Origin of the sequence: Halobacillus yeomjeoni, assembly GCF_020171525.1 — a bacterium.
GTDB lineage: Bacteria > Bacillota > Bacilli > Bacillales > Halobacillaceae > Halobacillus > Halobacillus yeomjeoni.
Genome location: NZ_JAIVAI010000003.1, coordinates 70,492 through 84,193, shown reverse-complemented (window position 1 = coordinate 84,193; position 13,702 = coordinate 70,492). Strand labels below are relative to the sequence as shown.

The following is a 13,702-nucleotide window of genomic DNA, read 5'->3' as shown; positions in this document are numbered from 1 at the left end:
CTTAAAATAAGGAAAGGTCTTTGTTATAAGATGATCAAAACACCAAGTATGGTTGCTCCTATGGAAGTTAGTAAGTAAAAAAATGCTTCTTTTCTTTCCCCTTGGCTGTAAAGGTGAAAGACTTCATAGCTGAAAGTAGAATAGGTGGTATAACCTCCGCAAAAGCCTGTGGCTGACAATAACCAGAGCCAGTCGGCCACATCTGTTTGGCGGTGCCACAGGATCAGGCCGCCAAGCAAGAGTCCGCCGGTGAAGTTGGCAAAAAATGTCCCCCATGGAATTTGATTTGATTTGTTCAATCGATGACTGATCTCCAAACGTAAGATTGCACCTGCCATTCCACCAATAAAAACAAATAATAAATTCATTTGATCACTTTCTCCCCCCACTTATGGCCGGCAAAGGTCATCAACAAACCTCCCACCACCGTAAGCCCGATATACAAAGAAGATAAACCAATAGATTGGTTCGAAAGATGAGCAAATTCTACAGTAAATGCTGAGAAAGTCGTAAAGCTCCCGATCAGACCGGTGGTAAGAGCTTTTTGAAAGACAAGGTTGATTGTGAAATATCTCTTAAAAAATTGATATGAAAAACTAAGTACAAAACATCCAATAAGGTTAATCATCAACGTGCTTAAAGGAAATCCGCTTTTATATGGGAATGTGTGGGTGATGAGGTAACGGAAAACCGCTCCTAAGCCGCCGCCTAGAGCAACCCCTAAATAAATTGTTTGTCTCATCTTTTACTCCTTTTTTCCCTTTATTTTTTGTGAATAACAATCGCTCCAAAACCTCTTTTTACATAACAACTACTAGAATAATTACTGTATCATAATTTTTAACCCCGTCGGTCTAAAAAATCATTTCTGTCATTGCCTAAAACTGATTTCTCCTGCTTTTTATACACTTAGAAGTTATAAGCCACCTAAAATGTGGAATATGACTTATAAGGATATTTTTACAATAAAAATTCATTTGAATAACAATACCAAGAAAGGTGGAAAAATCATGCAAATGACATTAGAAGTGAATGGAATGACTTGTGAACATTGTGAAAAAGCTGTCAAAGGGGCCCTGGAAGAGTTAGAAGGTGTCCATGGAGTAGAGGTTCATTTGGAGAGCGGTAAAGTGGACGTTACCTATGATGAAGCCTTTGTTTCCAAAGGGTTGATGAAAGAAGCGATTGAAGCCCAAGGATATGACCCGGTAGGATAAAATAAAAGCCCGGCACCGCCGGGCTTTTGTGAATTCTATTGAATGGTGTAAGGGAGTTGGGATTTGTAGCCCGTAAATTGTTGATAAGCCTGTTGGATTTTCTGCTCCTGCTCCTGCTCAACGCCGTACCATCCGTTTTTGAACATCAAATTATAAAGATTTCTTTGGCAGTCCTGAGTTTCCTTAAAAACAGTAGCTAAATCTTGATAAAGCGTCTGGTTGCTTGCTTCATTCAAGGCGATGTTATAGGACGCTGTCATGTATTTTTCTGTAGCAAGTTGGTCATTCAGAAAATCACGCTCATTCATTTGTGGCGTTTTTGGTATTTCCGTTTCAGGGTTTTGAATTTTGTTGGAAGATTGGTTCATTTCAAAGCCTCCTCAATTAATTAGGTTTCTGCATTTGTGTTTGCTGTTGAGTGTCGAGGTGGGAAAGGATCTTGTCATAATGCCTTTGGTGCATTTGTCCCGCTTCCTCTAAAGCTGCTTGAATTTCAGGCATTTGGCAATTCTGAGCAAAAAAGTGTGCTTTTTTACAAGCTAATAAATTCCATGACAGCATATCAGAGATGTAAAGTTGGTCTTTAGTGCTTACTATGTCAGGAACTTGGGGCATAGGCTGTGCCTGCTGCATGGAAGACGGTTGATTTTGTTGTTGCATGAGAATAACCTCCTTATTTAGTCATGCTTAGTATGACCGCTATAAGAGGTTCTATGTCAGAAATTATTTGTGAAGGGAGAACATGTACGAAATTGTCGAATTTCTTATAAATGTTGTACCCAATTGTTATAAAAGGTGATAAAATAATGATGGAAACGGTTACAAATAGTTCTAGATATTTATGTAGAAAGGATTATGAAAAATTATATTTTATAATCCTGAGCAGTAGGGGGAGTTAGGTATGGAACAATTGTTGCGTAATTTCTTTTTATTTTTATCCAAAAACCGCTTTTTTACAAAATTGGCGAAAAGATACGGTTTAAGATTCGGTGCTGGACGATTTGTGGCCGGTGAAACGATTCCTAACGCTGTTGACACGATTAAGAAACTCAATGACCAGGGAATGTCAGTGACCATTGACCACCTTGGAGAATTTATAGATAGTGAAGATGAAGCACGTGAAGCTGCCGACGGCTGTATCGAAGCCATCAAAGCTATTTCTGAGCACCACTTGGATTCTCAATTATCCTTGAAACTTACTTCTATGGGTCTTGATATATCTGAACAGCTCGTGATGGACAATATGAGGCGGATTTTAGATGTAGCAGAAAAAGAAGATGTCTTTGTCACGATTGATATGGAAGATCATGCTCGTTGTGAAAAGACATTGGACATCTTCCGTAAACTTCGTTCGGAGTACGAGCATATCGGTACAGTACTGCAGTCGTACCTTTACCGCACTGTAGACGACATAAATGCTTTGAATGAATATAACCCTAATCTTCGTTTAGTCAAAGGCGCCTACAAAGAGTCGCCGAAGGTTGCATTCCCTGATAAAAAAGATGTTGATGATAACTACAAGGAAATCATCAAAATACATTTGTTGAACGGGAATTATACAGCTGTGGCTACTCATGATGATGAAATGATTGAATATACGAAACGACTAGTTGAACAACATGGAATATCCAAAGACCAATTTGAATTTCAAATGCTGTACGGCATCCGAGTGGAGCGTCAGGAAGAATTAGTTGAAGAAGGCTATAAAATGCGCGTATATGTCCCTTATGGCAACGACTGGTACGGTTACTTTATGAGAAGATTGGCTGAGCGGCCTGCCAACGTAGCATTCGTTCTTAAAGGGGTTTTCGGTAAGTAAGGTAAGGAGTCCTGGACAGGGCTCCTTTTTTATAAAGGGAAGAGCATGGATCTGCCTTTTTACTACATTCTCAACAACATTTTATGAATTAATCAATATAATAAATGTAGCGCTTTATAGGAATTTGGAGAATGATGCACACATTTACAAAATAATGTAACAAAAAGGATTGCGAAATATCTGAAAATATTTTATATTGTAAGTAGATACCATTCGAACCAACATATTTTTTTGGACAAAAAATGAATGAGTATTCATTCAAGTCTTAGGAGGCACATGTATGCAGCGAAAAATAAAACGTGCAGCTGTCCTTGGCTCAGGTGTCATGGGAGCGGGGATTGCGGCTCATTTAGCAAATGTGGGTATACCGACGCTTATGCTTGATATTGTTCCAAAGGAACTGACTCAGGCAGAAAAAGCAAAAGGGTTATCTTTGGAAGATACAGTAGTGCGAAACCGTATTTCAATGAATAACAAGGCAGCTTTGAAAAAGCAGAAGCCGTCTCCATTAACCAGTCAGTCAAACCTTGATCTCATTGAGGTCGGGAATATGAGTGATGATATGGAAAAGCTTACGGATGTAGACTGGGTCATCGAAGTCGTCGTAGAAAACCTGGATGTTAAAAAGAAAGTGTTTGCAGAAGTGGATCGATACAGGAAAGAAGGGTCCATTATAAGCTCTAACACATCAGGAATTTCAATTGAAGCGATGTCTTCAGAATGCAGTGAAGACTTCCGAAAACATTTTTTAGGGACTCACTTCTTCAATCCACCTAGATATTTGAAGTTGTTAGAAGTCATTCCAACTAAGGATACGGATCCTGAAGTGTTATCTTTCATGAAGCAATTCGGTGAAGATGTATTAGGAAAAGGTGTAGTGGAAGCGAAAGATACACCAAACTTCATCGCCAACCGTATCGGTACTTTCGGTTTGCTGGTCACTGTGCAGCAGATGCTTGAAAAAGGCTATTCGGTAGGGGAAGTCGACTCTGTAACAGGGCCTTTGATCGGTCGTCCGAAAAGTGCCACGTTCCGTACTCTTGATGTCGTTGGACTGGATACATTCATTCATGTGGCGAACAACGTTTATGATCAAGTGGATGGAAAAGAGAAAGAAGTTTTTGAAGTACCCGCCTTTATGAAAGAAATGAATGAAAAGGGCTGGCTTGGTTCGAAGTCAGGTCAGGGGTTCTTTTTGAAGAAGAAAGGCGAAAAAGGAAGCGAAATATTACAACTGAATCCTGAAACTCTGGAATATGAAACGAGAAATAAACTAAAGACCAAAGCTACTGAATTAGCCAAAAATGAAAAAGGATCCAAACGCAAAATAAAAGCGCTCGTCTCAGCTAAAGGAGATCGTGCAGGAGACTTGATCTGGTCGATTTTGAAGCCGGTGTTACTTTATTCCGCTGAGCTGCACGGTGAAATTGCAGATGATGTTCCATCTATAGATGAAGCTATGCGCTGGGGATTCGGATGGGAACTTGGACCTTTTGAAGTCTGGGACGCGATCGGCTTGAAAGAGTCCGTCGATCGAATGAAGGAAGAAGGCGAAACCATTCCATCCTGGATCGAAGAGATGCTTGATCAAGGATATTCCACTTTCTATAAGGCAGAAGAAGGAGCAGTTCATTTTTACCACAAAGGAAACTATGTACAGCAGACGTTTAATGCCAAGGAAATCAATATCAAGCGATTGAAGCAGACGAAAGAAGTGATTAAGAAGAATGCAGGAGCAAGTTTGATAGACCTTGGAGATGGAGTTGCAGGACTTGAGTTTCATTCTCGCAGTAACGCTATCGGGCTTGACATCATCCAAATGATCAATTTTGCGATTGACCATGTAGAAGAAAATTACGAAGGGTTGGTCATTGGAAACCAGGCGAAGAATTTCTGTGTAGGGGCGAACCTCGGGATGATCCTGATGGAAGCTCAAGATTACAATTTCTTTGAAATAGAAATGGTCGTCAAGAACTTCCAGGATGCCATGATGCGGATGAAATATTCCGATAAACCAGTCGTTGCTGCACCGTTCGGAATGACTCTTGGCGGGGGAACAGAAGTCTGTCTGCCGGCGTCATCGATTCAAGCTTCACAAGAAACTTATATGGGGTTAGTAGAAGCTGGTGTCGGATTGATTCCCGGCGGTGGAGGAAATAAAGAACTGTATATCAAACACTTAAGAAACATCCCCGAAGGCGTAGACTTCGATCTTCAAAAAGTGGCCATAAGCGTCTTTGAGAAAATAGCTATGGCGAAGGTGTCTACATCAGGTGAAGAAGCCCGGGAGAATGGCTTCCTTGATAGCAGGGATGGAATCAGTGTAAACGGTGACCATTTGCTGCATGACGCCAAGCAGAAAGTTCTCGGATTGGCACGTTCAGGATATACCGCACCGAAACGGACAAAAGTGCCCGTAGTTGGAGAACAAGGATACGCAACCATGCTATTAGGAGCAAAATCATTAGGTTTAAGCGGTTATGCGAGTGAACATGATTTGAAAATCGCTGAGAAGCTGGCTTTTGTACTGGCTGGAGGTCGATTGAAGGAAGGAACACTCGTCGATGAACAATATTTATTAGATTTAGAACGTGAAGCTTTCCTTAGTCTAGTAGGAGAGCCTAAATCCCAGGCACGCATGCAGCACATGCTTGTAAAAGGGAAACCATTACGTAATTAATTAAAGGGGGAAGGACCTTGAAAGAAGCAGTCATTGTCGCTGGAGCAAGGACACCGGTCGGACGTGCGAAAAAAGGGGCACTCGCCAATACCCGTCCTGATGATCTAGCAGCATTAACCATTAAAGAAACGCTGAAAAGAGCGGGTCATTATGAAGGTCCGATTGATGATGTCATCATAGGATGTGCGATGCCTGAAGCGGAACAAGGGATGAATATGGCGAGGAATATCGCAGGCCTTGCTGGATTGCACCATAAAGTTCCTGCCATTACGATCAACAGGTATTGCTCTTCAGGATTGCAAAGTATCGCTTATGCTTCTGAAAAAATCATGCTGGGCCATAGCAACGCTGCCATTGCAGGCGGAGCAGAGTCTATGAGTCTCATTCCAATGGGCGGTCATGTTATTAAGCCCAATATCCAACTGGTGGAACAAGCACCGGAATACTATATGTCCATGGGACACACGGCTGAGGAAGTCGCCAGTCGATTCAATATATCGAGAGAAGATCAAGATGCATTTGCGGTCCAGAGTCATGAAAGAGCTGCAAAAGCACTGAAAGAAGGACGGTTCAACGATGAGATCGTACCTGTTGAAGTCGTTGAGCGTACCCTCGGATCTGATAACAAAGTCAAAGAGATAACGAAAACTTTCTCTTCCGATGAAGGCGTCAGACCTGGTACAACTTCTGAGGTTCTATCGAAGTTGAAACCTGCTTTTTCAACTACAGGGAGTGTGACAGCAGGAAACTCTTCACAAATGAGTGACGGTGCAGCTTCTGTATTGGTCATGGATCGAGAGAAAGCAGAGGCAGAAGGACTTTCACCGCTGGTGAAATTCCGCTCTTTTGCTGTAGCAGGTGTCGAACCTGAAATCATGGGAGTAGGACCGATAGAAGCAATCCCGAAAGCATTGAAAATGGCGGGACTTGAATTGTCTGATATTGGACTGTTTGAACTGAATGAAGCTTTTGCTTCCCAGTCCCTTCAAGTAATAAGAACACTTGGTCTTGATTCTGACAAAGTGAATGTCAACGGTGGTGCTATTGCTCTTGGCCATCCGCTTGGATGTACGGGTACGAAATTGACCTTGAGTCTTATTCATGAAATGAAACGACGTAATGAACAATTTGGTGTGGTGACGATGTGTATCGGCGGCGGAATGGGAGCTGCGGGAGTGTTTGAGCTAATTTAAAGGAGGAAACACGGATGAGTGATTTGAAAGAAATGATCAAAGGCGGCGGGTTTATCGTCGAGGATTTATCGGCTGAGGATGTCATTACACCGGAGGATTTCACTGAAGAGCATTTGATGATAGCTAAGACAACAGAGGATTTCGTAGCGAAAGAGGTTCTTCCAAAAGTAGAGAACTTGGAGAATCATGAATTTGAACACTCTGTGGATTTACTGAAAAAAGCAGGGGAGCTGGGTTTGTTAGGAGCAGATGTACCTGAAGAATATGGAGGATTGCAACTGGATAAAATCAGCTCCTCCCTTATTACAGAGAAATTCTCTAGAGCCGGAGGGTTCTCCGTTACACATGGTGCCCACGTAGGAATTGGATCTCTACCGATCGTGTTTTTCGGAAACGATGAACAAAAGAATAAGTACCTGCCTGCTTTGGCCACTGGAGAGAAGATTGCTGCTTATGCACTTACAGAGCCAGGTTCTGGTTCAGATGCCTTGGGTGCGAAAACGACAGCTAAACTGAATGAAGCTGGAACCCATTATATTTTGAATGGAGAAAAACAGTGGATTACCAACTCTGCATTCGCTGACGTATTCGTCGTATACGCGAAGATTGATGGCGATAAATTTACGGCTTTCATTGTGGAGAGAGACTATCCAGGAGTATCTACAGGTCCTGAAGAGAAGAAAATGGGAATCAAGAGTTCATCTACTCGTACCCTTGTTCTTGAGGATGCAGAAGTACCGGCTGAAAATGTTCTTGGCGAAATTGGCCGTGGTCATGTCATTGCTTTCAACATATTGAACGTCGGAAGATATAAGCTTGCCATCGGTGGAGTGGGAGGATCGAAGCGAGCGATCGAATTGTCAGTGAAATACGCTAAAGAAAGAAAGCAATTCAAGACACCGATTGCAAGCTTCCCTCTGATTCAAGAAAAAATGGCTTCTGTAGCAGCCGATACGTATGCAAACGAGAGTGCAGTCTATCGCACGGTAGGACTGTTTGAACAAAGCATGGGTAAATTATCTGAAGAAGCCTTGAAAGATGGCGCAGCCGTAGCGAAAGTTATCGCCGAATATGCGATTGAGTGTTCTTTGAATAAAGTATTCTGTACAGAGCTATTGGATTTTGCCGTTGATGAAGCGGTTCAAATTCACGGTGGATACGGTTTTATGGCAGAGTATGAAGTTGAACGTATGTACCGCGATTCAAGGATCAATCGTATTTTTGAAGGAACAAACGAAATCAACCGGATGATCGTACCAGGCACACTATTGAAGAAAGCGATGAAAGGTGAACTGCCTTTATTGCAAAAAGCTCAAGCTCTGCAGGAAGAAATCATGATGATGATGCCTGAAGAACCTGGGTTGGAACCATTGGAGCAAGAAAAACATTTATTGAAGAATGCAAAGAAAATCGGTTTGTTAGCTGCTGGACTTGCAGCGCAGAAGTTCGGTGAGAAGCTGGAAAATGAACAGGAAGTACTTGTGAACATTGCGGATATTGTAGGAGAAATCTATAACATGGAATCTGCAGTGTTACGTACTGAAAAAGCGATGAATAAAACTGGTGAAGAAAAGAATAAGCAGAAGCTTCTTTATACGCAAGTTTACGTTCAAGAAGCATTCAACAGAATTGAAGCACATGCGAAAGAAACATTGATTGCTTCTGAAACGGGTGACACGCTGAGAATGATGTTAGGAGCCATGCGTAAACTGACTCGCCATACTCCAATCAATGTCATTGCCAAGAAGCGGGAAATTGCAGCTAACCTGATTGAAGCTGAAAAGTATATCGTATAAACTTATTCCCAAACCTCTGTTTCGACTTTGTTCGAAGCGGGGGTTTTTCCTTGAAAACAGAGTTTGAGAACCCTGCTTTGAAAGTTTAATGGACATCGCCGTTCTATCTCAGCCCCCATCGATCCCCTTAGGTATTCCCTTTTGTGAAACTGGTTTAGGATAAACCATGAAAAACCAATTCTCATTATGGTAAAATGGAATGGAACATAGAAAAGGAGGAGATCCTCTTGGCATTAACCTTCTATTGGTACCCCAATTGCGGTACGTGTAAAAAAGCGAAGAAATGGTTGGATGAAGAAGGAGTAGATTATACTTCTGTACATATTGTCGATCAGACTCCCTCAGAAGCTGAATTGAAATCATTCGTGGAGAGAAGTGGACTCCCGGCTCGGAAATTTTTTAATACGAGTGGAAAGAAGTATAGGGAGTTGAACATGAAGGATAAGCTGAAGGATGCGACTGAAGAGGATATGATCCAGTACCTGGCATCTGACGGAATGCTGATCAAGCGCCCTATTGTCACAGATGGTGAAAAGGTCACTGTCGGTTTCAAACAAGAGCAGTTTGAAGAGAATTGGAGTAAGTGAGCAGAACATTGGAAATAAAAGCGTTCAGCTTTTATGTTTATACATGTTGCTAAATCATTACAATTATTGTGGAGGGATTTTCATGAGTTTACCAAAAGACTTGCGCTATTCTGAAGAACATGAATGGGTAAAAGAAGAAGGAGAGAGAGTACGTATAGGAATTACGGACTTTGCTCAAGCCGAACTAGGGGACATCGTTTTTGTTGAGCTTCCTGAAGTAGGCGATGAACTTGAAGCAGATGAACCTTTTGGTAGCGTGGAATCTGTTAAAACGGTTTCTGAACTGTACGCACCGGTCAGCGGAAAAGTCGTAGAAGTGAACGAAGATTTGGAAGATAGTCCAGAATTCGTAAATGAATCACCTTACGACAAAGCGTGGATGGTCGTCGTTGAACCGAGTAATTCTTCTGAATTGGAAGAGTTGATGACTCCGGAACAATATGAAGAAATGATCGATGAAGATTAATCATCGTCTTCATTAATGAACAGCTGTACAGGCAGGGCTACATAACAACCCCTTGTCTGACATGATCACGTATCATAATAATCATGTTCAGACCATGTCCGTCGGCATGGTCTGTTTCTATATAGTGGGTGAGTATATATGGATGGAGAAAGAATTGTAATCGTCGAAGGGATTACAGACAAGAAGAAATTGAAAAAGGTGTTAGACGAGGACATCGAAATTATTTGCACCCATGGTACCCTAGGGATAGAGCGGATGGAAGAGCTGATTTTCGAATTCAATTTGGACGAGAGAACGGTTTATATACTTGTGGATGAAGATGACTCTGGATACAAGCTGAGGAAACAGTTGACAGAGGAACTGCCTCATGCAGAGCATATTTATATTGATAAAGCATTCAGAGAAGTTGCTGCCACTCCAGAACCGGAGCTGGCGAGAGCTCTACTAAGCAGACACTTCACCGTAAAGCCGATCTATTTAATTTAGGAGGTTCACCTTGCAAGAACTGGATCATCATAATGCAGGAAAGCAAATACAAGAAAGACCAGATGGATACATTTTTGTGCACAGTCCATTTTGTGCTACATGCCATCTGGCAAGAAAAATGCTGGATACTATCGAAGTCACTTATGGACGAGAGCTTTTTCATGAGTTCAACGCTTCCCTTCACCCTGACCTCATGGAAGAGTACAAAATCGAGAGTGTACCTTGTTTATTAGTTACCAAGTATGGATCGGTGATAGAAAAGATATATGCTTTTCATTCTGTACCTTTCATGTATGAGAAGATTGCTGAATATGTAATAAAATGAATGAATTTCCCGGGAAATGGCGTACGATTCCTGCCCAAAATAAAAGGAAAGGCTCCTCCTTATCAAGAATTTATTAACAGATAAAAGGAGGAGTTTTTTTATGGTTGATTTTGTATATGATTGGGTAACACAAGTCAATGACCGTAACGATTTACTGCCGATTTGGAGAGAACGCAACCTTGACCTTGTCCTTCAGACAGAACATCAATCAGTAAATGTAGCCATCGATCATTCGGGTGTCTCCTTGAGACCCTCTCAAAAAGATGAAGCCATTTTTTTGAAGGCTCCTGAAGACATTATTGAAGAACTGCTTCGAGGTGAAAAGAAATTGACATCGATCAGCTCAAACCACTGTCATATCGAAGGTGCATACAACCATATTTTGTTCGTGGAATCTCTCCTTTTTCTATCTTCTAAATGAGTTGTCCAATTGATTCAACAATTTCAAGAAAGTCTGCCTTATCTCCAAATTGACGGTGAATATTTCCATATTGGTCAATGATGACAGTTGTCGGGACCCCTTGACTACCATAACGTTCATAGATCTCACGGCCATCGTCCATCAGAGTAGGCTGGGTTAGGAATTTTTCTGCGTATTCAATTCCATCTTCGACGTTCCGTTCCCTTCCTGTAACATTGATTGTCAACATTTTCACTTTTTCATGATCCATCGTTTTATACAATTGTTCTTTCTTGGGAAGGTCCACTCCACAATCCGGGCACCAGGATGCCCAAAACGTAAGGACGACCACTTTTCCCAGATCTTCTTCAAGAGTATAATTTTTGTCAGAATTTATATACGGTAGTTTGAAATTCGGTGCTTGCCTCAAATGAAATCTCTCCTTTTTATTGACGTTTTCCTAGCCCCATGCTAACATATCAAATAATTTCATAGCGACATCTTCACTTATCCAGAGAGGCAGAGGGACTGGCCCTACGAAGCCCAGCAACCGGTCATAGGACGGCACGGTGCTAAATCCTGCAAAGCATTTTGCTTTGATAGATGAGGAGAGTTAAAGCTTACGTGCAATCTCTTCATCCAAATGAAGGGATTTTTTTATTTTCTTTTTTCCATTTTATCAACTTCACTTTTTTCTAATAAGAAAACTAAGAACAAAATTTCAAAAGTAAAAAATTAAAAAATTGCAATTGACACACTATTCGCACGGTGATAGAATCCATATTGCAGCACTTAAACGAGTTAAAGCAATAACAATTTAATATATTAAAATTCTTATCCAGAGTGGCGGAGGGACTGGCCCTATGATGCCCGGCAACCATCAAGATAATCTTGACAAGGTGCCAAATCCTGCAAAGTCTGAAGACTTTGAGAGATGAGAGAACATTGAAAAAGCTTATAAAAGCTCTTCTGTTCTCTTGAATAGAAGAGCTTTTTTTAATGTGAGGGGGAACAGCATGATATCAATCAAAGGTCTATCCAAAGTATTTCAAACAAAAGATCAAGCAGTCACTGCCGTCGACAACCTTGATTTAACTATAGAAAAAGGAGAAATTTTCGGCGTCATCGGATATAGCGGAGCAGGAAAAAGTACATTCATTCGACTTTTAAACCGTTTGGAGGACCCCTCTGCCGGGTCAGTAGTCATTGATGATCGTGATGTCGCATCATTGAAGAAGAAAGAATTAAGATTAGCCAGACAGGATATCGGGATGATTTTCCAACATTTCAATCTTCTTTGGTCGAGGACAGTCCATGACAATATCGCTTTTCCATTGGAAGTTGCAGGTGTAGCAAAAAAAGAACGAGACCAAAGGGTTGAAGAGTTGATTGAACTCGTCGGTTTAGCTGGGCGTGGTCAATCCTATCCTTCTCAATTGAGTGGGGGTCAGAAGCAGAGAGTGGGCATTGCACGTGCACTGGCAAACAAGCCGAAAGTTCTCCTTTGTGACGAAGCAACTTCAGCGCTTGATCCTGAAACCACGGATTCGATTTTGGATTTACTAGTGGATATTAATCAAAAGTTGAATCTTACGATTGTATTAATTACCCACGAAATGCATGTGATTCGTAAGATCTGTCATCAGGTGGCGGTCATGGAAGGAGGGAAGATCGTGGAGCAAGGGGATGTTCTTGACGTTTTCCTTCACCCTCAAAAGAAAGTCACAAAAAGATTTGTCGATCAAGTGATGGGGGACCCGGAGAAAGAAAATTCATTGAACTTGATCCACGACACTTACAAATCCGATAGCATACTAAAGCTCCACTTTGTAGGTGAGAACACTAATCAAGCTCTAATCAGTGATATATCAAGAAAGTTCAATATAGATGTGAACATTTTACATGGGAAAATTACTCAAACCCAGAAAGGGGCGTACGGCACGTTATTCGTCCAATTTTCTGGTGAGCAAAACGAGATTGAAAACGTTGTGGGTTATATCCAATCTACGACAGTCGAGGTGGAGGTGAACCCAAGTGCTTGAATCTTTATTTCCTAACGTTGAGATGGAAGATATGCTGACAGCAACGTATGAAACCTTATATATGACGATCATTTCAGTTGCAGGGACATTTATCCTAGGTCTGATGCTTGGTTTGTTGCTCTACTTATCCAGTCCGGGTGGGTTGTGGCAGAACAGGACTCTGAATATGGTAACGGCCTCGACCGTCAATGTACTAAGAGCCATCCCCTTCATCATTTTAATTTTACTACTTTTCCCGTTTACTGACTTTTTAGTGGGAACGATTCGTGGACCGAAGGCGGCTTTACCGGCATTAATCATTGGAGGGGCACCGTTTTACGCGCGATTGGTGGAAATAGCTTTGAAAGAGGTGGACAAAGGGGTGCTTGAGGCAGCCAAAGCAATGGGGGCCAAGTATCGCAGCATCATCTTTAAAGTCCTGCTTCCGGAATCGATGCCAGCCCTGATATCAGGCATTACTGTAACGGCCATCGCTTTAATCGGTTACACGGCCGTCGCAGGTGCAATCGGTGCCGGTGGACTCGGAGACTTCGCCTATTTTTATGGTTTTCAGCGGAGTGACTGGGATGTCGTTTTAGCTTGTACGATTCTCATTATCCTGATTGTATTCCTATTTCAATTCGTCGGGGACTCACTCTCACGTCGATTGGATAGAAGATAAAATCTTACTATATATAAAGGAGAGTAAAGA

Annotated in this window: 17 protein-coding genes and 2 riboswitches; of the genes, 12 read left to right on the top strand and 5 right to left on the bottom strand. The window is 41.7% G+C overall.

Annotated elements, in window-relative coordinates:
• Window positions 1–23: 23 nt before the first annotated feature.
• A complete protein-coding gene (gene crcB / locus LCL89_RS10920; protein ID WP_224810127.1) occupies window positions 24–368 on the bottom strand; it encodes a fluoride efflux transporter CrcB in 345 nt (114 codons plus the stop codon).
• Window positions 365–742: a fluoride efflux transporter FluC gene (locus tag LCL89_RS10915; RefSeq protein ID WP_224810126.1), complete on the bottom strand. Its 378-nt coding sequence runs from the start codon at window positions 740–742 to the stop codon at window positions 365–367. Before LCL89_RS10915 ends, crcB begins: the two co-directional genes overlap by 4 nt.
• Before the next feature lie 268 nt (window positions 743–1,010).
• Between LCL89_RS10915 and copZ the strand changes: the two genes are divergently transcribed.
• Window positions 1,011–1,217 (top strand): copper chaperone CopZ, encoded by a 207-nt coding sequence (gene copZ, locus LCL89_RS10910; RefSeq protein WP_197317603.1) that lies wholly within the window; start codon window positions 1,011–1,013, stop codon window positions 1,215–1,217.
• A 35-nt stretch (window positions 1,218–1,252) separates the two neighbouring features.
• Here copZ and LCL89_RS10905 read toward each other — a convergent pair whose 3' ends face one another.
• Both LCL89_RS10905 and LCL89_RS10900 read right to left on the bottom strand, forming a co-directional pair.
• Entirely contained in the window at window positions 1,253–1,585 is a 333-nt protein-coding gene (locus tag LCL89_RS10905) for a spore coat protein (RefSeq protein ID WP_224810125.1), read from the bottom strand.
• Window positions 1,586–1,601: 16 nt separating this feature from the next.
• Window positions 1,602–1,877 carry a hypothetical protein gene (locus LCL89_RS10900; protein WP_224810124.1) on the bottom strand — a complete coding sequence of 92 codons (276 nt, stop codon included), beginning with the start codon at window positions 1,875–1,877 and terminating at the stop codon, window positions 1,602–1,604.
• Between the two features lie 241 nt (window positions 1,878–2,118).
• Between LCL89_RS10900 and LCL89_RS10895 the strand changes: the two genes are divergently transcribed.
• From LCL89_RS10895 to LCL89_RS10855, 9 genes are all read left to right on the top strand, one after another.
• Window positions 2,119–3,036, top strand: a complete 918-nt coding sequence (locus LCL89_RS10895) for a proline dehydrogenase family protein (protein ID WP_197317606.1) — start codon at window positions 2,119–2,121, stop codon at window positions 3,034–3,036.
• Between the two features lie 280 nt (window positions 3,037–3,316).
• Complete coding sequence (locus LCL89_RS10890) at window positions 3,317–5,716, top strand: 3-hydroxyacyl-CoA dehydrogenase/enoyl-CoA hydratase family protein (RefSeq protein WP_224810123.1); 2,400 nt, start codon at window positions 3,317–3,319, stop codon at window positions 5,714–5,716.
• Between the two features lie 17 nt (window positions 5,717–5,733).
• The gene (locus LCL89_RS10885; protein WP_224810122.1) at window positions 5,734–6,909 is read left to right on the top strand and encodes an acetyl-CoA C-acetyltransferase; all 1,176 of its coding nucleotides are present in this window, start codon (window positions 5,734–5,736) and stop codon (window positions 6,907–6,909) included.
• Window positions 6,910–6,923: 14 nt separating this feature from the next.
• Window positions 6,924–8,705, top strand: coding sequence for an acyl-CoA dehydrogenase family protein (locus LCL89_RS10880; RefSeq protein WP_224810121.1), 1,782 nt, complete (start codon window positions 6,924–6,926; stop codon window positions 8,703–8,705).
• 227 nt (window positions 8,706–8,932) lie between these two features.
• Window positions 8,933–9,292 (top strand): arsenate reductase family protein, encoded by a 360-nt coding sequence (locus LCL89_RS10875; protein ID WP_224810120.1) that lies wholly within the window; start codon window positions 8,933–8,935, stop codon window positions 9,290–9,292.
• Between the two features lie 82 nt (window positions 9,293–9,374).
• The gene (gcvH, locus tag LCL89_RS10870) at window positions 9,375–9,758 is read left to right on the top strand and encodes a glycine cleavage system protein GcvH (RefSeq protein ID WP_224810119.1); all 384 of its coding nucleotides are present in this window, start codon (window positions 9,375–9,377) and stop codon (window positions 9,756–9,758) included.
• Between the two features lie 138 nt (window positions 9,759–9,896).
• Window positions 9,897–10,244, top strand: coding sequence for a toprim domain-containing protein (locus LCL89_RS10865; RefSeq protein ID WP_197317612.1), 348 nt, complete (start codon window positions 9,897–9,899; stop codon window positions 10,242–10,244).
• Window positions 10,245–10,254: 10 nt separating this feature from the next.
• Window positions 10,255–10,569 (top strand): thioredoxin family protein, encoded by a 315-nt coding sequence (locus LCL89_RS10860; protein ID WP_224810118.1) that lies wholly within the window; start codon window positions 10,255–10,257, stop codon window positions 10,567–10,569.
• 100 nt (window positions 10,570–10,669) lie between these two features.
• The gene (locus LCL89_RS10855; protein ID WP_224810117.1) at window positions 10,670–10,990 is read left to right on the top strand and encodes a hypothetical protein; all 321 of its coding nucleotides are present in this window, start codon (window positions 10,670–10,672) and stop codon (window positions 10,988–10,990) included.
• Here LCL89_RS10855 and LCL89_RS10850 read toward each other — a convergent pair.
• Window positions 10,983–11,399 carry a TlpA family protein disulfide reductase gene (locus LCL89_RS10850; RefSeq protein WP_224810116.1) on the bottom strand — a complete coding sequence of 139 codons (417 nt, stop codon included), beginning with the start codon at window positions 11,397–11,399 and terminating at the stop codon, window positions 10,983–10,985. The two genes, LCL89_RS10855 and LCL89_RS10850, sit on opposite strands and share 8 nt — an antisense overlap.
• A 74-nt stretch (window positions 11,400–11,473) precedes the next feature.
• Window positions 11,474–11,579, top strand: a riboswitch (SAM riboswitch).
• 221 nt (window positions 11,580–11,800) lie between these two features.
• A riboswitch (SAM riboswitch) is annotated at window positions 11,801–11,910 on the top strand.
• Between the two features lie 75 nt (window positions 11,911–11,985).
• Between LCL89_RS10850 and LCL89_RS10845 the strand changes: the two genes are divergently transcribed.
• Together LCL89_RS10845 and LCL89_RS10840 are read left to right on the top strand one after the other, a co-directional pair.
• Window positions 11,986–13,011: a methionine ABC transporter ATP-binding protein gene (locus tag LCL89_RS10845; RefSeq protein ID WP_224810115.1), complete on the top strand. Its 1,026-nt coding sequence runs from the start codon at window positions 11,986–11,988 to the stop codon at window positions 13,009–13,011.
• Window positions 13,004–13,672, top strand: coding sequence for a methionine ABC transporter permease (locus LCL89_RS10840; protein WP_224810114.1), 669 nt, complete (start codon window positions 13,004–13,006; stop codon window positions 13,670–13,672). The genes LCL89_RS10845 and LCL89_RS10840 overlap by 8 nt, the downstream gene beginning before the upstream one ends.
• Window positions 13,673–13,702: the final 30 nt, after the last annotated feature.